This window comes from Streptomyces sp. NBC_00464 (assembly GCF_036013915.1).
Lineage (GTDB): Bacteria > Actinomycetota > Actinomycetes > Streptomycetales > Streptomycetaceae > Streptomyces.
Genome location: NZ_CP107899.1, coordinates 3,937,382 through 3,958,482 on the forward strand (window position 1 = coordinate 3,937,382; position 21,101 = coordinate 3,958,482).

General features: G+C 71.6%; 14 protein-coding genes and 1 pseudogene. 5 read left to right on the forward strand and 10 right to left on the reverse strand.

Annotated features, from left to right (window positions below; all coding sequences use genetic code 11):
* Positions 1-9: 9 nt before the first annotated feature.
* From OG912_RS17760 to OG912_RS17770, 3 genes are all read right to left on the reverse strand, one after another.
* Positions 10-972 carry an NADP-dependent oxidoreductase gene (locus tag OG912_RS17760; RefSeq protein ID WP_327713464.1) on the reverse strand — a complete coding sequence of 321 codons (963 nt, stop codon included), beginning with the start codon at positions 970-972 and terminating at the stop codon, positions 10-12.
* A gap of 92 nt (positions 973-1,064) precedes the next feature.
* Positions 1,065-2,015, reverse strand: coding sequence for an endonuclease/exonuclease/phosphatase family protein (locus OG912_RS17765; RefSeq protein WP_327710200.1), 951 nt, complete (start codon positions 2,013-2,015; stop codon positions 1,065-1,067).
* A 118-nt stretch (positions 2,016-2,133) separates the two neighbouring features.
* Positions 2,134-3,027: a hypothetical protein gene (locus OG912_RS17770; protein ID WP_327710201.1), complete on the reverse strand. Its 894-nt coding sequence runs from the start codon at positions 3,025-3,027 to the stop codon at positions 2,134-2,136.
* Positions 3,028-3,147: 120 nt separating this feature from the next.
* On the opposite strand from OG912_RS17770, the gene OG912_RS17775 reads away from it, so the two are divergent.
* Positions 3,148-3,546, forward strand: a complete 399-nt coding sequence (locus OG912_RS17775) for a hypothetical protein (RefSeq protein WP_327710202.1) — start codon at positions 3,148-3,150, stop codon at positions 3,544-3,546.
* Positions 3,547-3,645: 99 nt separating this feature from the next.
* Here OG912_RS17775 and OG912_RS17780 read toward each other — a convergent pair whose 3' ends face one another.
* From OG912_RS17780 to OG912_RS17800, 5 genes are all read right to left on the reverse strand, one after another.
* Entirely contained in the window at positions 3,646-4,068 is a 423-nt protein-coding gene (locus OG912_RS17780; RefSeq protein ID WP_326737285.1) for a universal stress protein, read from the reverse strand.
* A gap of 116 nt (positions 4,069-4,184) precedes the next feature.
* Positions 4,185-4,838 (reverse strand): FMN reductase, encoded by a 654-nt coding sequence (locus tag OG912_RS17785; protein ID WP_327710204.1) that lies wholly within the window; start codon positions 4,836-4,838, stop codon positions 4,185-4,187.
* A gap of 4 nt (positions 4,839-4,842) precedes the next feature.
* A complete protein-coding gene (locus tag OG912_RS17790; RefSeq protein ID WP_327710205.1) occupies positions 4,843-5,934 on the reverse strand; it encodes an LLM class flavin-dependent oxidoreductase in 1,092 nt (363 codons plus the stop codon).
* A gap of 103 nt (positions 5,935-6,037) precedes the next feature.
* Positions 6,038-7,732, reverse strand: coding sequence for a SulP family inorganic anion transporter (locus tag OG912_RS17795; protein ID WP_327710206.1), 1,695 nt, complete (start codon positions 7,730-7,732; stop codon positions 6,038-6,040).
* Between the two features lie 8 nt (positions 7,733-7,740).
* Positions 7,741-9,564, reverse strand: coding sequence for an alkyl/aryl-sulfatase (locus OG912_RS17800; RefSeq protein WP_327710207.1), 1,824 nt, complete (start codon positions 9,562-9,564; stop codon positions 7,741-7,743).
* Positions 9,565-9,728: 164 nt separating this feature from the next.
* Here OG912_RS17800 and OG912_RS17805 point away from each other — a divergent pair.
* The 4 genes and pseudogenes from OG912_RS17805 to trpS all read left to right on the forward strand — a co-directional run.
* A pseudogene (locus tag OG912_RS17805) lies at positions 9,729-9,851 on the forward strand (DUF6126 family protein); the annotation flags it as partial.
* A gap of 144 nt (positions 9,852-9,995) precedes the next feature.
* A complete protein-coding gene (locus OG912_RS17810) occupies positions 9,996-11,198 on the forward strand; it encodes an RNA-guided endonuclease InsQ/TnpB family protein (protein ID WP_327710208.1) in 1,203 nt (400 codons plus the stop codon).
* Positions 11,199-11,366: 168 nt separating this feature from the next.
* On the forward strand, positions 11,367-12,506 hold the full coding sequence (locus tag OG912_RS17815; RefSeq protein ID WP_327710209.1) for a Fic family protein: 1,140 nt from the start codon (positions 11,367-11,369) through the stop codon (positions 12,504-12,506).
* A gap of 223 nt (positions 12,507-12,729) precedes the next feature.
* On the forward strand, positions 12,730-13,767 hold the full coding sequence (gene trpS, locus OG912_RS17820) for a tryptophan--tRNA ligase (protein ID WP_327710210.1): 1,038 nt from the start codon (positions 12,730-12,732) through the stop codon (positions 13,765-13,767).
* A gap of 61 nt (positions 13,768-13,828) precedes the next feature.
* Here the strand turns inward: trpS and OG912_RS17825 are convergent, their stop codons facing one another.
* Together OG912_RS17825 and OG912_RS17830 are read right to left on the reverse strand one after the other, a co-directional pair.
* Entirely contained in the window at positions 13,829-15,832 is a 2,004-nt protein-coding gene (locus tag OG912_RS17825; RefSeq protein ID WP_327710211.1) for a potassium channel family protein, read from the reverse strand.
* Between the two features lie 29 nt (positions 15,833-15,861).
* The gene (locus tag OG912_RS17830) at positions 15,862-20,850 is read right to left on the reverse strand and encodes a DNA repair ATPase (RefSeq protein ID WP_327710212.1); all 4,989 of its coding nucleotides are present in this window, start codon (positions 20,848-20,850) and stop codon (positions 15,862-15,864) included.
* Between the last annotated feature and the right edge of the window lie 251 nt (positions 20,851-21,101).

Sequence of the window (21,101 nt, forward strand, 5' to 3'; positions counted from 1 at the left end):
CGCGTTCCCTCAACGGTGTCCGTGGTCCCGCAGCACGATGACGGTCTTGCCGCGCGCACCGCCGGTCCGGTTGCGGTCCAGGGCCTGCGGGGCCTTCTCCAGGGGGAGTTCGATGTCGATGGGGACGCGCAGGACGCCTTCCGCGGCGCCCGCGGCCAGCACGTCGAGCAGGACCGGGCTCGGGTCGAGGCGGAAGTCGACACCCCGCACCCGGTCGGGGAGCGGCGCCCCGGCCGCGACGGAGCGGGTGGAGAGCGCGATGCCGCCCGGCCGGAGCGCTTCGGCGTGTGCGGCGAACGCCTCGGGGGTCGCGGAGGCCAGGTCGGCCAGCGCGTCGACGCCGTCCGGGCAGGCGGCCCGTATCGCCTCGGCCGCCGGACCCTCCGTGACGTCGATCGTGGCGGCGGCGCCCAAGGACCCCATCCTGGACCGTTCGTCACCGCGCACCGCCGCGATCACGCGAACGTCCCGGGCCTTGGCGAGCTGCGTCAGACAGCTGCCGACGCCGCCCGCCGCGCCGACGACCAGCAGGCTCTCGTGGCCGCGCAGCGCCACCGCCTCCAGGATCTGGGCGGCGGCCATCCCGGCGGACGGCAGCGCGGCCGCGACCCGGGATTCGAGGCCGCGCGGGACGAGGGCGATGGCGGAGTCCTGCGGTACGCAGACGTAGTCGCAGTACGTCCCCGCACCGGCCGCCGGACCGCCGGACCGGCCGAAGACGTGGTCGCCGACCCGGAAGGGGTTGTCGCCGCTGCCGATCATGTCCACCCGGCCCGCGTAGTCCACGCCGACGACCAGCGGGAAGACCTGGGGGGCGAGGCCGTCAAGGGCGCCGTCCGCGAACTGCCAGTCGTGCGGGTTGACCGAGGCGTACTCGACCCTGACCCGTACCTCGCCCGGTCCCGGATCCGGCTTGGGGACCTCGACCGGGGTGGGATCGGACCGGAACGTGCTGATGGCGATGGCGCGCATACGGAAGACCTCCCAGTAGCCCCCGGCAGTCACCCCCTCCACTCTTCCCCGGCCCGCCGGAGCCCGCACCTCGGCGTGTGCGGGCCGGGATCTCAGCCGCCTCCGTGCAGTTCCAGGGCGACGAGGAGCGCGCGGTGGTCGGTGCCGGCGAGGCCCAGGAAGCGGGCCGAGCGTACCGAGAACTCCTCGCTGACCAGCACATGGTCGATCTGGGTGCGCAGCGGTGTGGTGCGGTCGGCGGGCCAGGAGTACGTACGCGAGGAGCCGGCGAGCCGGGCGCTGTCGTGGAGGCCGCCCGCGTCCAGGACGGCCCGGAAAGCGGCGTGGTCCTGGGAGGCGTTGAAGTCGCCCGCCACGACGGCGGGCCGCGCCCGGACGGTGGCGGCGAGGTCGCGGATCCGGCCGAGTTCGCGGCGCCAGACGGACACCCCGCCGGGGACCGGCGGCATGGGGTGCGCGAGCTGGAGCCTCACGTCCCGGCCCGCGACGACGGCGACCGCTCCCGGCATCGCCATCGCGCCCTCGACCCGGCCCGCCGGCCGCAGCGGGAACCTGCTGAGGATCGCCGAGCCGAGCGAACCGTCGAGCCGGACGACGTCGCGGTACGGGTACGAGGCGGCCGGGACGCGGGCGGCGAGGGCGTCGGCGCACGCGAAGTCGCACTCCTGGACGAAGACCACATCGGGCCCCTCGCGGCGGACCGTCGCGATCAGCGCGTCCGTCGCGTCACCGAACTCCACATTGGAGGTGAGGACGTCCAGCCGGGCCACCACCGGACCGTGGGCGCCCGTGCTGCCGGGGCCGTAAGGGCGCACGAACCACACGGTCAGCGCGAGCGCCACCGCCGCCCACACCAGGCCGCCGCGCCACCGGGCCAGTGCGGCAAGCCCGAGACCGGCGGCGCCGGGCAGCAGGAGCCAGGGGAGGAAGGCCAGGGCCTGCGGGACGGGGGTCGGGCCGTCGGCGCCGGCGGCCCGGAAGCCGGTCACGAGGCTCACGGCGGCGAGGAGGAGCGCGGCCCCGCAGAGCGAGGCGTTCCTCACGACCGCGGCCCCCTCGTGCCCCTGCCGATACCAGTCATGCACCGGACGGAACCGGTCGTGCCCCTGCCGGTGCCGGTCATGCACCGGACGGAACCGGTCGTGCCCCTGCCGGTACCGGTCATGGCCCGGACGGTACCGGCAGCACCCGCTGGGCCCAGATCCGCGCCGCCACCGCGCACACGGCCACCGCGAGCCCCGTACCGAAGACGATCCACACCGTGGTGCGCAACGACCCCGTCAGCGCGTCGTACACCGCCGCCGCTCCGTCGGTGTCGCTGCCGGGCACCTCGGCCAGCACCCGGTTGCGGGCCAGTGCGAGTGCCCCGCGCAGCACCAGGGCGCCGAGGGCGAAGCCGGCCCCGGCGACGGCGGTGGCGGCGAGTGCGGCCAGGGCGGAGCCCCGTCGGCAGGGACCACCGCGCACCCAGGCCAGGACGACGGCCAGCAGCGCGAACACCAGCGTGCCGATCGCCGGCCACACACTGGCGGCCCGCAGCCACCGGAAGCTCTGGCGCATCTGGTCCGCGCGGTCGGCGGAGATGATCTGGATGTCGGTGTGCTGGACGGGGATCTGGTCGGCGAACGGCACCCCGTTGTCCACCAGGTTCTGCTTCACCTTCTCCGTCACGGGCGCCAGATCGATGGTGACGCTCTCGCCGCTGTCGCCGTCCAGCGCCGCCGTGACGGCCTCGTGGGCGGTGCGGTTGGCGGCGTTCCACGCGGCCTGGAAGGCGTCGGTGGTGGTGAAGGACTGCACGGCCTGGTGGAGGAAGTCGCGGACGGTGTCCTGGAGCGGGCCGACGTCGATCTGCTTCATCGCCTCGTCGGTGATCAGGTCGGCCACGGTGTTCTGCACATCGGGGTCGGAGGCGAGCGGCGCCACCGCGGCCACGTAACGGTCCGTGTCGTCGATCTCCAGATCGACCCAGGCGGAGAGCGCGCTCAGCGGCACCAGGACGGCGAGCAGCACCAGGAATGCCACCGAGAGAGCCGCCGAGATGTAGGTCCGCACCTCACCAGGGAATCCCGGATGGCGGCGGTGCGCCCCGGGCGGTAGCCCATCCGAGTTGCCGGGCCGCCCCGCCGGGTGTGCCCTGGAGGAAAGCGGGGGTGACGGAAGGAGCTCGCTGCCATGGCCGCACACGCTTCGGTGCAGGCACGCGGAACACGCGCGCGTGTCCAGCGCCCCTCCACGCTCAGCTGGGCCGTGCCCGTCACGCTCGGCGTGATCCTCGGCTGTTACGCCACATCCATCGCCCGCGACGGCGGAGTGCTCACCGGCACCCGGCTCGCGCTCGGCCTGATCTCCGGCGCGGTGCTCGCGGCGCTCTGCTTCGGTCTGGGCCGGGTGCAGAAGCGCCTGCCGGCCGAGCTCGCGGCGGCCGCGTACGGTGCGCTGTTCGGCGGTTCGATCGGCTTTCTCTACAGCCTGTCCGGCAAGAGCGTGCTGGCCGCGTCGGTGCTGGGCCTGCTGACCGGTACGGGCATGCTGCTGGCCGCGTTCTACGCCTTCTACACCCGGAAGAACTGAGCCCCGCACGGTTCGCGGAGCCACTGAGCCCCGCACATTTCACGCCGGACGGGCCCGCGCCTCAGCTGCGCGGGCCCGTCCGGCGGTTCGGAGCCGTGGTCAGTTGCGGACCACGGTCACCGGGCACGGTGCGTGCTGGGTGACGTGCAGGCTGACGGAGCCGAGCAGGGTGGCCTTGAGGGCGCTGCGCCCGCGCGCTCCGACGACCAGCAGATTTGCGCCCTCGGACCGGTCGAGCAGGGCCTGAGCCGGATTGCCGATCACCACGACCTTGCTGATCTCGGCCGCGCGCGCACCGCCGACGGCCTCCTCCAGCGCCTCGGTGAGCGACACGGTGGCCAGCGCCTGCGGGTCGAAGTCCTCCGGCATGCCCGGCATCATCGACGCCCAGCTGGTCGCGGGGTACTCCCAGCTGTTGACGGCCTCCACCGTGTCACCGGTCAGGTCCGCCTGGCGTACGGCCCAGTGCAGTGCCTTGATCGACGACTCGGAGCCGTCAACGCCCACCACGATCCTGCCCATATCTGCCTCCAGCTCGGTTCCGTTTGGTCATGCGGACGCGTCGTACGGAATGCCGCACGACGCGCCTTCTTCCGCAACTGTAGTCAAACCGGACGAAAGGGAAGTCCCGGGGGTGGTCAGTCCAGGCGGAGATCGGCCAGCTGCCGCTCGAAGGGGACCACCTCGTCGTCCAGGCCGAGGGACCTGGAGGCCCCGGAGACCGCCCGGCCGCCCGTGATCGCCTGCGCCAGCTCGCCGCCCGCACGCCGGATCCGGGCCGGCAGGCCGTCGGTGTACTCGTCGCCCGACGAACCCCAGTCCTCCGACGCCGCGTACACCGATGTCGGCAGGGTGACGGCCCGCAGATAGGCGAAGAGCGGGCGCATCGCGTGCTCCAGCACCAGCGAGTGCCGGGCGGTGCCGCCGGTCGCCGCGACGACGACGGGCTTGCCGGTCAGCGCCGTGTTCTCGACCAGGTCGAAGAACGACTTGAACAGGCCGCTGTACGAGGCGGTGAAGACGGGGGTGACGGCGATCAGTCCGTCGGCCCCCGTCACCGCGCCGATGGCCTCCTCCAGCCCGGCCGACGGGAATCCGGACACCAGGTTGCCCGCGATGTCGACGGCCAGGTCGCGCAGTTCGATCACCCGGACCTCGACCGGGCGGTCCTGCTCGGTCTCCAGCCGTTCCCGGGTGGCCGCGGCCAGCCGGTCGGCCAGCAGCCTGGTCGACGAGGGGCTGCTCAGCCCGGCCGAGACGGCGACGATCCTCAGCGGTTCGGTGGCGAACACGGTGTCAGCTCTCCTTCGCGACAGTGGTGGCGGCGGTGACGGCCGGGTGCAGGGGTGCGGACTCGGGCACCCCGGCGGGCCGCAGCCGGGCGAACTCCTTGCGCAGCACGGGGACGACCTCCTCGCCGAGGATGTCGAGCTGCTCCAGGACCGTCTTGAGCGGCAGTCCCGCGTGGTCCATCAGGAACAGCTGGCGCTGGTAGTCGCCCACGGCGTCCCGGAAGGACAGCGTCCGCTCGATGACCTCCTGCGGGGAGCCGACGGTCAGCGGCGTCTGCTGGGTGAAGTCCTCCATCGAGGGCCCGTGCCCGTAGACCGGCGCGTTGTCGAAGTACGGACGGAACTCCCGTACCGCGTCCTGCGAGTTCTTCCGCATGAACACCTGGCCGCCGAGACCCACGATGGCCTGCTCGGCGGTGCCGTGGCCGTAGTGGGCGTAGCGCTGCCGGTAGAGGTTCACCATCTTCTTCGTGTGCTCGATGGGCCAGAAGATGTTGTTGTGGAAGAAGCCGTCGCCGTAGTACGCGGCCTGCTCGGCGATCTCCGGGGAGCGGATGGACCCGTGCCAGACGAAGGGCGGTACGCCGTCCAGCGGGCGCGGGGTCGCGGTGAAGGACTGCAGCGGCGTACGGAACTTCCCCTCCCAGTCCACGACGTCCTCGCGCCACAGCCGGTGCAGCAGGGCGTAGTTCTCGATGGCGAGCGGGATGCCCTGGCGGATGTCCTTGCCGAACCAGGGGTAGACCGGGCCGGTGTTGCCGCGGCCCATCATCAGGTCGACGCGGCCGTCGGCGAGGTGCTGGAGCGTGGCGTAGTCCTCGGCGATCTTCACCGGGTCGTTGGTGGTGATCAGGGTCGTCGACGTGGACAGGATGATGCGCTCGGTGCGGGCGGCGATGTAGCCGAGGGTGGTCGTCGGGGAGGACGGGACGAACGGCGGGTTGTGGTGCTCGCCGGTCGCGAACACGTCGAGGCCGACCTCCTCGGCCTTCCGCGCGATGGCGACGGTGGCCTTGATCCGCTCGTGCTCGCTCGGCGTCGTGCCGGTCGTCGGGTCGGTGGTGAGGTCCCCGACGGTGAAGATCCCGAACTGCATGGCGCCCGCCTCCAGGTGATCGCTTCAGGTGCTGCTTCAGATATCGCAGGTGGTTGAACATTGAACTAACTGAACACACCCTACAACGGAGCACCCCGTCTCCCTATTCCTTCGCCGCCGCACCCTTCCCGCGCTGCTCCTCCACCCACCGCGTGGCCCGGTCGATCGCCTCGTGCTGGGCCCCGAAGACCTCCTCGCGGGCGGGCACCACCCGGTCGCCGCCGAGCTCCGCGGTGAGACCGGTGCGGTGCAGCACCGCCAGCAGCCTCGGCTGGACCCCGGCCAGATAGAGCCGGCCGCCGTGCGCGTCCAGCTCCGCCGCGTACCGGCTGAGCAGCTTGACCACCGCGGAGGAGGGGACCTCGGGTGTGGTGCGCAGCGCCAGCACCAGGGCCGAGCCGCGCGCCTGCGAGACGTCGGGCCACTGGGCGTCGATCCGGGGCGCCTCGGCGAACAGACTGGTTCCGGCATAGAAGAGGACGGCCACCTCGCCGGGCCCGATCCGCTCCGGCGGCTCGGTGAACCGCCAGCTCCCGGGGTCGGCGCCGCGTTCGAGCCCGCGCAGTCCGCTCTGCCGGGCCGCCTGGACGCAGTACAGCAGCAGCGAGAGCAGCGCCCCGATCACGATGGCCTGCTGGAGGGGCAGCTGGGTGGTGGCGACGAAGGTGACGAGCATCGCGGCGGCGGACAGCCAGGACGTGCGCAGCACCAGCAGGATGTCCTTGCGGCGCCCCCAGATCAGCTCGCAGCCGATCACGATGATCAGTCCGCCGATGACCGGCATCGGGATCTGCTCGGCCAGCGAGCCGAGCGTCAGGATCAGCAGCCCCAGCCACAACCCGGCGAAGATGCCCGTCCACCGGGTGCGCGCGCCCGCGCTGACGGCGATCCCGGTCCGGGACATGGAACCGCCGGCCGGCAGCGCGCCGAACAGCCCGCCGCCGATGTTGCCGATCCCCTGGGCGACGAAGTCGCCGTCGACGGAGGACTTGGAGCCGTCGGGGTTGCGGACGGTCGGGCCGATCGACGCCGCCTGGGCCAGCGCGACCATCGCGACGGCGAAGGCGCCGGGCAGCAGTGAACCGACGGCGGTCAGGTCCGGGGCGGTGAAGTGCGGCAGCGCCGCCGGGATGTGTGCGATGTCCCGGGCCAGCTCCACGTCGACGCCCAGCAGCCCGACACCCAGGCTGACGGCGACCAGGGCGACCAGGATCGACACCGGTTCCAGCCGCTTGACCAGCCGGACGAGTGCCCACACGGCGACCGTGGTGAGCGCGGTCAGGGCGGTCGCGAGCTTCCAGTCGCCGATGTGGACCACCCAGCTCACCAGCTGGGCGAGGCGGTTGTGGCCGTCGGGTTTGTATCCGGTGGCATCGTCGAACGAGCCGGTGATGATCTGGAGGGCGATCCCGGTCGAGAACCCGGTCATCACGGCGTTGGAGACGAAACTCATCACCGCGCCGAGCTTCAGCAGACCGAGCACCACCATGATCAGCCCGGCGAGCACGGCGACCGTGGCGATGTTCCCCGCGTCCTGGGGGTCCAGATGCGCCCCGGACAGCACGCTCTGCGAGGTCAGGGCGATGGCGGAGGTGAGGGTCGTGACCATCAGGACCGTACGGGCGAAGAACGATCCCAGGATGGTGGGGACGACGCCCGCGTAGATGCCCGTGACCGGATTGAAGCCGCCGATCGACGCGTAGGCCATGCCCTCGGGGAGGGAGAAGAGACCGGTCACCAGACCGGCCGACACATCGGAAGGTGTCGGCCGGCCCAGCTTCGGCTTCTTGACGCGCAAGGCGGTGCCTACGGGGTGACGATCGGGAACGAGGTGTCGGCCTCGGCCAGCAGCGAGAACAGCGTGGCGAGCACCTGCGGATCGCCCTTCGTGCCGACGCCGTCGAGCCCGCGCCCGGCGAACACGCCGAGCAGCTGCGGCTTGGTCAGCGTGAGGGTGAGGCCGGCCGGGGTCCGGGGCGGGGAGGCGTCCGTGGTGGCGCGCCGGGTCAGGGCCCCGTTGTGCAGGGTGAGGCGGTGGCGGCTGCGCTCGTCGGTCAGGTCCAGGTCGATGACCAGGTCCTTGTCCCAGGCGCGCGGCCCGTCGACCCGGACGGCGATCGAGTCGACGAGCTGCTCGACGGTGAGGGCCATCGCCACCTCGGGGTTGGCGGGGTCCAGGAGGTTGGTGTCCGGGCCGTTCTCCAGCTCCATCGCGCCCATCAGGTAGAAGTTGCGCCAGGTGCCGTTCTCCGAGCCGTGCCCGAGCCTGCGGTAGACGGCCGCCAGATCGGAGCGGGCCTGCCGGTCGGAGGCGTCGGCGAAGACCACGTGGTTCAGGAGCGTCGCCGCGAACCGCAGATCGCCCTGTTCCGCGTACTTCGCGGCCTTGCCGACCACCTCGTCGGCGCCGCCCATGCACTCCACGTACCGGGTCGCCGCCGCGACCGGCGGGTGCTCCCAGAGGTGGGCCGGGTTGCCGTCGAACCAGCCGAGGTAGCGCTGGTAGATCGCCTTCACGTTGTGGCTGAGCGAGCCGTAGTAACCGCGTGCGTGCCAGGAGTTCTCCAGCGCGGGCGGCAGCTTGATCTCCTCCGCGATCTCGGGACCCGTCAGACCGGCGTTGAGCAGCCGCAGCGTCTGGTCGTGCATGTAGGCGTAGAGATCGCGCTGGACGGCCAGGAACTCCACCACGTTCTCGGCGCCCCAGGTAGGCCAGTGGTGCGAGGCGAAGGCGACGTCCATCGTGTCGCCGAAGAGCTCGATCGCCTCGTCCAGGTAGTGCGACCAGATCCGCGAGTCGCGGACGACCGCGCCGCGCAGCGTCAGGATGTTGTGCATGTTGTGGGTGGCGTTCTCGGCCAGGCACAGCGCGCGGCGGTCCGGGAAGAGGAAGTTCATCTCGGCCGGGGCCTCGGTGCCGGGCGTGATCTGGAAGACGATCCGTACGCCGTCGACCGTCTCCTCCTGGCCCGTACGGGTGATGTCCACGGTCGGCGGGATCAGCGTGATCGTCCCGGTGGAGGTGGTCATGCCGAGCCCGGCGCCGAGCTGCCCGTCCGGCGCCTTGTCGATCCGGTCGCCGTACATGTACACCGCACGCCGGGTCATGGCGTTTCCGGCGTACACGTTCTCGCTGACCGCGTGCTCCAGGAACCCGACGGGCGCCAGGATCGGCACCCCGTCCTCCTCGCCCTCGGCCAGCACCCCGCGCGAGCCGCCGAAGTGGTCGGCGTGCGAGTGCGTGTAGATCAGCCCGGTGACGCGGCGGTCCCCGCGTTCGCGCCGGTACAGGGCGAGTGCCGCGGCGGCGGTCTCGGCGGACAGCAGCGGATCGATGACGATCACACCGGTGTCCCCCTCCACCAGCGTCATGTTCGACAGATCGAGCCCGCGCACCTGGTAGATGCCCTCGGCCACCTCGTACAGCCCTTGACGGGAACAGAGTTGGGCCTGCCGCCAGAGGCTGGGGTGCGCGGTGTCCGGGCAGTCGCCGTCCAGGAACGCGTACGCGTCGTTGTCCCAGACGACGCGGCCGTCGTCGCTCTTCACCACAGCGGGCTGGAGCGCGGCGACGAAGCCGCGGTCGGCGTTCTCGAAATCGGTCGTGTCCTGGAACGGAAGGTCGCTCATGACAACTCAGTAGAACCCAGTCGGGTTATTTATGCACTTCATCCCATTTGTTGGAAATGCCGTGCCGGCCGATGCGTACGCTGAACCGGTACGGAGGCCGCCCGAGCCCCGGGCGGATGGAGGCGGACGTGAGTGGGACCGGAACGGGGAACGGCGGCGGGCCGCTGCCGGAGCACGCGGACGACCCGGAGCGCGGGGGCGGGAGCGAGAGCTGGAAGGAGCGCGGCGTCGCGCTGCGCGTCTTCGTCTACGTCTTCGCCACGCACCTGTTCGCCCCGGTCATCTTTTCCTCCTGTGTGGATACCCCGTGCTTCAGCTCGGGGAGGAAGCGCAGCCCCTGCGGAGCAGGGCTACGAGCTGGGATCCTCCGTCAGGGCGGATCCCGGTGCCGTGACCGCAGGTTTGATCTTAAGTTGCGGCACCGCTAGTTTGTGAGCGTGGCCACGAAGCACGTGAAGCGGGCATTCAAGTACCGCTTCTACCCGACGGATGCGCAGGCAGCGGAGCTGTCGCGCACCTTCGGATGTGTGCGGAAGGTCTACAACCTGGCGCTCGCGGCACGGTCCGAGGCGTGGACGCTCCGTCAGGAGCGGGTCAACTACAACACCACCTCCGCGATGCTCACCTCGTGGAAGAAGACCGAGGAACTGGCCTACCTGTCCGAGGTTTCGTCTGTGCCGTTGCAGCAGACGCTGCGCCACCTGCAGGGCGCTTTCGGGAACTTCTGGCAGAAGCGGGCCAAGTACCCGGCCTTCAAGTCGAAGAAGAAGTCCCGCCGGTCCGCTGAGTACACCACCAGCGGTTTCCGCTTCCGGGACGGCAAGCTCACCCTCGCCAAGATGCGTGAACCGCTGGACATCGTCTGGTCGCGTCCTCTTCCTGAAGGTGCGACGCCCTCCACCGTGACCGTGTCGCAGGACGCGGCCGGGCGCTGGTTCGTGTCGATGCTGTGCGACGACATCCCCGCGCCGATGCCCGATACCACAAACGCGGTCGGGATCGATGCCGGGATCACCAGCCTGGTGACGCTTTCCACTGGAGAGAAGGTCACCAACCCCCGGCATGAACGCAAGGACCGTGTCCGTCTCGCCAGGGCGCAGCGGGTGCTGGCGAAGAAGGCCAGGGGTGACGGGGCGAACCGGGCGAAGGCCCGCCGGAAGGTCGCGAAGGTCCATGCCCGCATTGCCGACCGCAGGCGGGATCACCTGCACAAGCTGACCACTCGTCTCGTTCGTGAAAACCAAACGATCGTGATCGAGGATCTGACCGTACGCAACATGGTCAAGAACCATTGTCTGGCCCGCGCCGTCTCGGACGCTGCCTGGACCACGATGCGCGGCATGCTGGAGTACAAGTGCGCCTGGTACGGAAGGGACCTGGTCGCTGTCGATCGCTGGTTTCCCTCCTCCAGGCTGTGCTCGAACTGCGGCACCTTGCAGAGCAGGTTGCCGTTGAACGTCCGTACCTGGACGTGTACGTGTGGTGTCACTCACGACCGTGACGTGAACGCCGCAAAGAACGTGCTGGCCGAGGGGCTCTCGGTGACAGTCTGTGGAGCTGGTGTAAGACCTCAACGGAGTTCTCCGGGCAGGCAGTCGGTGACGAAGCAGAAAACCCCACGGCGCGAGCCGTAGGAATCCCCCTCCCTTCAGGAGGGGGAGCATGTCAACTGGATTCTCTTCTGCGTGGGCGAGCACGCGAAGAAGTAGGGGAGCCGCCTGGCCTGCCGGTGGGTGGTCCGGCTCCTGGCGGGGTCGAGTCGGCGGGCGGGCGTGTTGATAGGGAGTGGGTATCATTACGTCATGCTGTATGCGATGCCCTCCCTGGAATCGGCCGACCTTCATGTCCTGGAGGAGATCGACGACCTGCGCGAGCAGCTGCGGCATGCTGTGCTGCAGGCGCCGGCCAAATGGTCCCTGGATCTGCGTAAGGCCCTGACGGCCAGCGCGATCGCGGCATCGAACACGATCGAGGGCTACAGCGTCGATGTAGTGGACGTCGCCGACCTGATGGACGGCGAGCGCGAGGTCGATGCCAGTGACGAGAACAAGGCGGAGACGCTGGCCTACCAGCAGGCCATGACGTACATCCAGTCACTGCACGATGTGACCGACTTCCGGTACAGCAAGGAGCTTCTCAACAGCCTTCACTGGATGCTCCAGGGCCACCACCATCCCCGCAGGCTCGCCGGGCAGTGGCGTCGCAACGCCATCCGCATCACCGCGCCGGGTGACGAGCTCGCGACGGACTACGAGGGCCCGGACCAGGAGCGGCTTCCCGGGCTCATGAGCGAGCTCGTGGACTGGCTCAACGAAGGCGACCAGGGCAGTCACGTCCTGCTCCGCGCCGCCATGGCCCATCTGAACCTGGTGAAGGTCCACCCGTGGTCGGACGGCAACGGCCGCATGTCCCGCTCGCTCCAGACACTGCTGATCGCCCGGGGCGGCGTCCTGGCACCCGAGTTCTCCTCGATCGAGGAATGGCTGGGCATGCCGGGCAACACCTGGGACTACTACAAGGTGCTGCGAGAGGTCGGCGGTCCCGTCTGGTCGCCGGAGCGTGACACTCTGCCCTGGATCAGATTCAACCTCCTCGCCTACCACCAGCAGACTCAGCGGGTGCAACGCCGCGTCGACCGTTCCAACGACTGCTGGGTGCAGTTGCTGGAGGAGACCGGGGCACACGGGGTTACCGAGCGCCAGGTCACCGCGTTGCACGAGGTGGCCATGGCCGGTCGCGTACGGCGCAGCCGCTACGAGAGGGCCGAAGCGATCAACACGCAGCAGGCCACACGGGATCTGCAGTCACTGACCAAGGCGCAGTTGCTGACGGCCGTCGGCCGGACGAAAGGGCGCCACTACGTTGCCGGGCCGAAGTTCCCGGAGCGGGTGCTGGCCACAGCGCGCCGGCCGCACACCATCACCAACCCGTACACCGCGTAGCGGCAATCCCGTGCCCGCGCCCCCGTGCTCGGTTACCCTCGACCCATGACCTCCGTACCGTGCCGCAACTGGTGGCGCTCCTCCTAGGAGCGGCCACCTCTTCAGCGCGGGACCAGGGCCGTTCGTTACGGACGGCCCTTTTTCTCTGCCCTCTTCCGGTACGGGCTCCGAGCCCGGCGGGGGCCGTCCTCCACGCACACACCATCGCGAGGAGAGACCAGCCATGACCACGACCTACCCCGCCCCCGCCGCCACACTCGACGAGCGGATCCAGGCGGACCCCGCCGCCTTCCGGGTCCTGTCCGGTGACCGGCCCACCGGGGCGCTGCACCTCGGGCACTACTTCGGCACGCTCCACAACCGGGTGCGGCTCCAGGACCTCGGGGTGGAGACGTTCATCATCATTCCCGATTACCAGGTGCTGACCGACCGGGACGTCGCCGAGCGGCTCGCCGCGACCATGGAGGGGCTGCTGCTGGACTATCTGGCCGTCGGCATCGACCCGGAACGTTCGGTGATCTTCAACCACAGCGCCGTACCCGCGCTCAACCAGCTGCTGCTGCCCTTCCTCAGCCTGGTCTCCGTCGCCGAACTGGGCCGCAACCCCACGGTCAAGGACGAGATCGCGCACTCCCGGCAGGCGGCCGTCAGCGGCCTGATGTTCACCTACCCGGTCCACCAGGCGGCCGACATCCTGTTCTGCAAGGGCAATCTGGTGCCGGTCGGCCAGGACCAGGTGCCTCATCTCGAAGTGACCCGGACCGTCGCCCGGCGGTTCAACGAGCGCTACGGGCCGCTCTTCCCGGAACCCGAGGCGCTGCTCTCCGATGCGCCCCTGCTGCTCGGCACCGACGGCACCAAGATGAGCAAGAGCCGCGCCAACTCCGTTGCGCTGAGCGCCGACGAGGACACGACCGCCCGGCTGATCAAGGGGGCGAAGACGGACACCGAGCGGCACATCACGTACGACCCCGAGGGGCGGCCCGGGGTGTCCGGTCTGGTGCTGCTTGCCGCGCTCTGCCTCGACCGCGACCCGCATGATGTGGCCGAGGAGATCGGGGGCGGGGGCGCGGCCGCGCTGAAGCGGACCGTGACCGACGCGGTCAACGCGCGGATGGCGCCGATGCGGGCCCGACGGGCGGAATTCGTACGGGACATGGGGTACGTGCGGTCCGTGCTGCGGGCCGGCAACGAACGCGCGAACGCCATCGCCGACGCGACGCTGACGGAGGTCCGGGAGGCGATGGGGGGTCTGGTCTAGAGCGCGTGCTCCGACGGCCGCCCGCCGCGGGCCACCAGGTCCAGGACCAGCGCCGCGATGCTCACCGCTGGGTCAACGACGTCCGCCTGCGCAGGAGTTCCGCCAGACCGCGGCGGGTCGCCGCGATCACCACCCGGTCGGTGGACTGAAGGACGTAACCCGGGTGCAGGTTCCAGACCAGTCCGCCCGGCCGGTGCTCGGTGCCGCCGCCCGTTCCCGGCGTGGCCAGGTCCGGCCGGCGGTCGGCGGGCGGGGCCGTGTCCAGGGCGAGGACCCGCCAGGCCCCGGCCCGGAACGCCTGCTCCACCGTCCGGCCCTCCAGCTGCGGGTGCCCGGCCACCTCGACCGCGGCGAACAGCATCACCTTCCGCTCGACCGGCACCGCCCCGAGGATCTGCCGGCCCATCATGGCGACGGCGAACGAGGGCGCCGCCAGATGCGAGACCGACCGGGAGCGGGTCAGCGCCTGCGGATGAGCCGTGCGCAGGGTGCGGTAGACGGCGGTCGCGAACTCGTCGTCGAACAGCCGCAGCGTCACCCGCAGATCCGGCTTGACCGAGCGGGCGTGCAGCGCGGCCTCCAGATTCGTGGTGTCGACGCTGGTCAGGGCGAGCAGCGCGCGGGAGCGCCGGATCTTCGCGGCCTCCAGGACGCCCTCCTGCGTGACGTCACCGATGACCACCGGTACGTGCAGCCGCCGGGCCACCGGGATGCCGCGGGCGTCCGGATCGTCCTCCACGCACACCACGGGGACGCCGAGTTCGCGGAGCTGGACGAGGACGCGCGTACCGATCTTGCCGAGCCCGAGCAGTACCACGTGCCCGGACAGGCCGCGCGGCGGGCGGCGCAGCGAGGAGGCCGTGCGGAGCGAGCCGAAGGCCTCCAGCACTCCGGCGACGAACAGGGGCAGCAGCATCAACCCGGCGATTCCGGTGAGGAGTTGGATGATCTGGCGAGCGGTCGGGTCGCCGATCGCCGGGTCGCCCATCGCCAACAGGTCGAGCAGGGTCAGATAGGTGGCGTGCAGCGGGTCGTCCCCGGTGGTGAAGGAGGACGCCACGGCCAGGCCCAGGACGGCCAGGCCGACGCCCAGCGCGGCCCAGCGCAGCCGGCGCGAGAAGACCTGGCTCAGTGGTGCGCCCCGGCCGCCCATCCGGCGTTCCCTGCCGGCGGGGCCCGATTGGCTGACGGCCTCCAGGACGATGGTTCCGCGCCCGGCGGCCGCGGCCACCTGTGCCTGGTCGGGCAGGAGCCGGGGGCCTTCGTCGCCGCTGCTGTCGGAGCCCTCGGCGCCGGCCGGGTTATGGGTGGTGGAGGAGAGCAGGGCCAGTGTGCACAGCCCGGGGTCGGCGACCTGGCCGTCCCTGGGCGGGGTGCGTTCGGCCGCGCGCAGGAGCAGGCCCTCCGCCTGGATCACCTTGCTCGACCCGGCGAGGGCGGTCGCCGCGAGGGCGGGAGCGGCGGTGTCGGCATCGGAGAGGACCGTGGTGGAGGCGTCCAGGGCGGCGTGGTCCAGCCCCGGCGATGCGACGGCGGCAGCCTGGTCGAGCAGGGCCTCCAGATGCTGGCCGAGCTTGCGGTTGTAGAGCCTGATCACCAGCCGGACACGGGGGTTGAGCCGGCGGGCGGTCAGCGCGGCACGGATGTTGCGCTCGTCGTCGTCGTAGACGAGGGCCAGGGCGGATGCCGTGTCGACGCCGGCCTCCTCGAAGGCCTCGTCGGAGGGTTCCGACGCCTGGAGGATGCGTACCGCCTCCACGCCGGCGTTGGTGTCGCCGTCCCTGCCGCCGGTCCCGCCGTTGCCGATCCCGGGACCGCCGTTGCGGTTCATCGCCGACGACATCCGGCCGAACAGGGCGGCCGCCCGGCCGCGCCCCGTCAGCGGAAGCTCGGGTCCGGCCGTGCCGGGCTCCGGCGGCAGGACCAGGGTGACGCGCTCCCCGTAGACGTAGCGCAGCTCCACGGCGAGCCGCTGGGCGAGGGCGTCGTCGCCGCAGACGACCATGTGTCCGGAGAACGGGGAGCGTTGGGGCTGCTGGGGAAGTGGAGGCACATGTCCCAGCATGCCTTGCCCCCTTCTCGTGATCGGTACGGTCAGCGGTCTTCGTGTGTCCCGGAGTGTGGCTCTGCCCGTGTTCCGGCGTGTCCGCCGGACGGCGGCCGGGTGAGCGGGTGGCGGGGGTCGGCCGCCCGGCTGATCGCCGATTCGACGGCCGCGATCCGGTCCGCGAGCAGGCCGAGTGCGGCCACCGCACGGGTCAGCGGATCGCCGTCGGGTCCGCCGAGCGCCTGGGTGCGTACGTACGAGGCGGTGACGGCCGACCAGCGCTCGGCCTGGGACGGGGTCAGGGTGCCGCGCAGGGCGGCGAGTTTCAGCAGGGCGGCTTCGGCGCCGGTGGTGAGCGTCTGGGCCTCGCCCGCGTAGTGGTCGTCGATGACGGCGGACAGTTCGGCGTCGTTCATCACGGGCACGATGCGCTCGGCGATGCGGTTCATGTTGCGGTACGAGCCCTGCAGGCGGAACGGCGGCTCGGTGCGCGTCGCGTCCGTCTGCGCGGCCGAGGCGATGTAGGCGGCGTTGACCGCGAGGACGGTGTCCCGGGCGTGCAGCAGATGGCGGAGCACGGCGGTGATGCGGTCCACCTCGGCCGGTGCGTAGGGGTGTTGGAGCCGGTCCGCGCGGGCGGTGGCGTCGGTGCCGGAGGCGAGCCGCAGGAGCAGGGCGAGGTCCTCGCGGGACCGGCCGGCGAGCGGGGCCAGGACCGGGTTCGCGGTCAGCGCGTTCTCGACGAAGCTCAGCGCGAAGACGTCCTCGCGCCCGCTCAGCACCTCGCCCAGGTTCCAGACGTCGGCCCGGTTGGCCAGCATGTCGGGAACCTGGAACCGCTCCCCGGACTCGGTGTACGGGTTGCCCGTCATGCACACCGCGAACCGCTTGCCCCGCAGGTCGTAGCTGCGCGGTCCGCCGTCCCGCACGCCCTCGATCCTGCGGGTGGCGTCGCAGAGCGGGATGAACTTCTGGAGCAGTTCCGGTGAGGTGTGCTGGATGTCGTCGATGTGGAGCAGGGTGTTGTTGCCCGCCTCCAGCGCGAAGTTGATCTTCTCGATCTCCTGGCGCGCGGTGGCGCTGCGTGCCTGCGCGGGGTCCAGCGAGGTCACGTCGTGGCCGAGGTTCGGCCCGCTGACCTTGACGAGGACCAGCCCGAGCCGGTCGGCGACGTACTCCATGAGCGTCGTCTTGCCGTAGCCGGGCGGCGACACGAGCAGCAGCAGGCCCTGCGCATCGGTACGCCGGTCGGCGTCCGCGGTGCCGAGCTGCTTGGCGAGGCTGTCGCCGATCAGCGGCAGGTACACCTCGTCGAGCAGCCGGTTGCGGACGAAGGCGGACATGACCCGGGGCCGGTGGTCGTCCAGTCGCAGCCGGGTGCGCTCGGCGGCGACCAGGGCGGTGCGCCGGTGCTGGTAGGTGCGGAAGCCGGGGACGACGGTGGTACGGAACTCCTCGGTACGGGAAAGCAGTTCATCGATCCGTACGGTCAGCCGGCCCCGCTCGATGCGCGGGTGGACGCCCAGGAGGCCGTCCACGGTCGTGGTGAGGGGCGCGTCGCCCTCGTAGCGTGCCAGGACCGGCTCGGGGCACAGCTCGACGGCGACGGCCTCCGCGAGATCGCCCGCGTCCAGGTTTGTCCCGCTCGCCCCGGCGTACGAGGTGAGCCAGCCCTCGACGAGCTGGCGGCGGGCCGGCAGATCGTCCGCGAGAGCGGCCAGATCCTCGTCGTACGCCGAAGTGCCGGTCGTGTGGCGGAACTTGTCCAGGAAGGTGCGGACGGATGCGGCGGTGACGAAGCCGTCCGGGCCGCTCGTCAGCTCCTCGAAGAGGTAGGCGGCCACGGTGGGGGCGCCGTCCCCCGGGACGGCCGCGGCCCACTCCGCCTGAAGGGCGGCGACGGCCGGGGTGAGGCCGAACGTCTCGCGGGCGCGCGCCAGCGAACGCGCCCGGCGCGTCCAGGACGTCCGGCGGGCGTCGTCCGTCCCGTACGCCCAGAAGAGCTGGGCGGCGGCCCGCACGGCGGGCGGGAAGCGCAGCAGTCCCGCGGCTGAGTGCAACCGCAGCAGGGCGGCCAGGATCGCCGTGGCGTCCTCGTCGTGGACGCCGCGCTGGTACCCCTCGTCGTACGCGGTGGCAGCCGATTCCCTTACGAGTGCGGCCAGTTCATCCGATTCCAGGGACCTCAGCGGGTCCGCGCCCTGCTCGGACAGGAGCCGGGCGGCCAGGTGCTCGCCCCGGTAGACGGACGGGGACTCGGAGGGCAGCAGCTGGTCCCAGTACGGGCGGGTGGACCGGAAGTCCGGGTCGGTGACCGGGGCGCGGTAGTCGGTTCCGGTGACGGCGAAGGCGAGCCCGTCCCCCTGGGGCACCAGCGTCAGCTCGAACGGCTGGGTGTTCACCGCGAAGCGGTGCCGGCCCAGCCGGATCGTCGCCCCGCCGTCCGCGTACAGCTCGCTGCGGTCGCGCAGCGCCCGCCCCGCCTCCTGGCGGGCGGCGAGCAGGTGCCCGTCCAGCTCCTCGGCCCGCACCGCGTCACCGAGTGCCCGCAGTTCGCCGGCCGTGCGGCGGACCTTGGCGACCATCGGGTCGGAGGCGAAGTAGGTGTGCACGGCGTCCGCGTCGGGCAGCGCGGAGCTGCGGCGCGCGACGGTCTCCAGCACACGGACGGCGGAGGCCGCGAGGCGTTCCGTACGGCGGGCGAGGGCGTCCTGAAGGGTCTGCCGGCGGGCCGAGAACGCCTCGTACACCTCCGTCCGCCGCTCGCCCAGCTCGGCCAGGAAGTCGTCGAACTCGGCGAACCGGGCCTCCAGGTTCTCCAGTTGCAGCAGCAGCCGTGCGAGCTGGTCGTCGCAGGAGTCCGGGGTGTCCGCGGCGGCCAGCGCGCCCGTGACGGCCTGTCCCAGCAGCGCGAACTCGGCGGTGAACTCCGCCCGGCCCTCCTGGTCGAGCAGCGTGCGGCGGCGGGCGTCGAGCGTGGCGCGGGCCCGGTTCACCCCGCCGAGCACCTCCGCGATCCGCTCCAGGATCGAGGTGCGGACCACGCCGTCACCGATGTCGAGCCCGGCGACGACGTCCGTCACCGTGCTCAGCCCGTCCGTCATCCCCGCCAGCCGCTCGCCGAGCGCGGAGGCGTCGGTGACGGTGGCGAGGCCCGCGGCCTCCTCGGTGAGCCGGGCGACATCCTCGTGATATCCGGCGAACGCGTCGTCCCCGGACAGGAACGCGACCGCACGCCGGCCCGCGGCGCTGATGTCGTCGGCCGTGGCGGCGGCGAGTTCGGCGATCCGCCCGGTGTCCGCGTACCGCATCTCTTCCAGCGATGCCAAGTGGCCGTGGGCGGCCCGTAGTTCGGTCAGCCGGTCGACCCATTCGGCGGCCGACCGGGGGGCCTCGCCGCGGACCCGGCGGACGAGGCCGGTGATCCGGTCCGCCGTTTCGGCGAGTGCGTCGGCGGCCCGTCGGGTCTGCTCCTGCACGGCGTCGAACTCGGCGAGCACCTGCTGTGCGGTGTCACGGAGCGCCGCCAACGGCGCGCCGAGGGCGCCGAGTTCGCCCTCCTCCAGCCAGTGGTACCGGTCGGTGGCGCGGGAGCAGTCGGCCACCAGCTGCGCGTACCCGGCAGCGGTGGGGGTGGTCCCGTCGGCGCTGTGCGCGAGCGCGAGGCAGTCGGAGATGCCGCGCACGAGATCGGCGTTGCCGACCCGGGCGAGCGGGCCCGTCCCGACGGGGCGGGAGGCGGCGTAGGTGTCGGAGACGTACGGCGTCTGCCAGCGCTGCACCGGATGAACCCGGGCCGCACCGCTGTCCCGGCCCTCCACCGGGTCGCGCAGAAGCACGAGCGTGCCGTCGTCGAGCAGCGCGTGGCCGCGGCCCTGGAGCGGGGTGGCGACCTCTTGCCGGATCACGTTGTACGGGAGCAGCAGGCCGCGCCCGTCCTCCCGCGAACGGAACGCGTACAGGACGTCCTCGCCGTTGGGGGAGCGGACGGCCCCCTCGAAGACGGGGTCGGTGAGCGGCCGGGCGATGTCGAAGGTCTTGGCGGTGCCGGCGGTCAGGTAGTAGCCGCCGGGGAAGATGATTCCCTGGTCCTCGGGGAGCCGGTGACAGGCCGGACCGATCCCGTCCAGCCGCTGCACGGTGCCGAGAAGCCGGTTGAAGACGAGATGGCGCCAGGCCTCCTCCTTGTACGGACGGATGCGCAGCAGTACGAGCGGGCCGGTCTGCGCGTACTCGACCTCGGCGTCGGCGAGCGACTGGAGGGGTTCGGTGACCGGCTCCCGGTAGATCCCGTCGGGGGTCTCCGTGTCGTCGACGGTCTTGAGCGTGAGGTGTCCGCCGAGCGTGGAGACGAAGAGCGGGGCGCGGTCCGGGTCCCGGTCCCCGGTGCCGCTTCTGCCGCCTGTGCCGACGGCGATGTGCGGGTGGCGCCCGGCGATGTGCGCCTCGCGGCCCGCGAGGGTCCAGGTGAAGTCGTGCGACGGTGGGAACACGTGGTCGCGCTCGCCGCGGGCGTCGAGGAAGGCGCCGGGTGAGCCGTCGGCGTCGAGCGCCCAGCGCAGGACGCGGATGTCCTCGGCGGTGTCGCCGGTACGGAAGACGGCGAGGAGCCGGCCGTCGGTACGGCGCAGGCGGAGCAGCCGGGCGTCGCGGTAGTAGCGGTGCAGGCCGCGGAACTCGCGTACGAAGTCCTCGTCGGCGAGGAGCGGGTGGGTGCCGTTGCTGAGGTCTGCGCCGTACAGGGCGAGTACGTCGGCGACGGCGGGGTCGTCGGTCCGGCCCGCGCCCCGCTCGAAGCCGAACAGGAGCTGTCCGCCGATCGCGACGAGGTCGCGGGGGGTGGACGGCTGCGCCGTCCGGATCTGCTCGCTGCCGAGCAGCCGCAGTCCGGTGGAGCCGAACTCCTCGGTCCGGCGTGCGTTGAGCGTTTCGGCGCGGTGGGCGAGCTCGGCGGCCTGGGCGCGGAGCCGCCGCCGCAGCACGTCGTAGGCCCCGTCCGCGGGGCCGTCCGGGGGCGGCGGGGTGGCGGTGTCCATGCGGTACGGCTCCTTACGGTGCGGGTGAATCCGTGGCCTGCGGGCGGCCGCGGGTTGTTGTGCGCGCCGGCTGTCCTCAATCGCCGGACGGGCTTGGTGTGGGCCGGGCCCGAGTGGGGCGCGGGTCGCTGTTCGGACGGTCCGTCCTCAATCGCCGGACGGGCTTGAAGTGGGCCGGGCCCGAGTGGCGTGCGGGTCGCTGTTCGGACCGTCTGTCCTCAATCGCCGGACGGGCTTGGTGTGGGCCCGGC

Bases quoted from the DNA above. Each gene is read 5' to 3' on its own strand.
- OG912_RS17775 (WP_327710202.1), top strand. From the start codon at position 3,148: ATGGCCGCACACGCTTCGGTGCAGGCACGCGGAACACGCGCGCGTGTC.
- OG912_RS17780 (WP_326737285.1), bottom strand. From the start codon at position 4,068: ATGGGCAGGATCGTGGTGGGCGTTGACGGCTCCGAGTCGTCGATCAAG.
- OG912_RS17760 (WP_327713464.1), bottom strand. From the start codon at position 972: ATGCGCGCCATCGCCATCAGCACGTTCCGGTCCGATCCCACCCCGGTC.
- OG912_RS17830 (WP_327710212.1), bottom strand. From the start codon at position 20,850: ATGGACACCGCCACCCCGCCGCCCCCGGACGGCCCCGCGGACGGGGCC.
- OG912_RS17815 (WP_327710209.1), top strand. From the start codon at position 11,367: ATGCTGTATGCGATGCCCTCCCTGGAATCGGCCGACCTTCATGTCCTG.
- OG912_RS17825 (WP_327710211.1), bottom strand. From the start codon at position 15,832: ATGCTGGGACATGTGCCTCCACTTCCCCAGCAGCCCCAACGCTCCCCG.
- OG912_RS17800 (WP_327710207.1), bottom strand. From the start codon at position 9,564: ATGAGCGACCTTCCGTTCCAGGACACGACCGATTTCGAGAACGCCGAC.
- OG912_RS17790 (WP_327710205.1), bottom strand. From the start codon at position 5,934: ATGCAGTTCGGGATCTTCACCGTCGGGGACCTCACCACCGACCCGACG.
- trpS (WP_327710210.1), top strand. From the start codon at position 12,730: ATGACCACGACCTACCCCGCCCCCGCCGCCACACTCGACGAGCGGATC.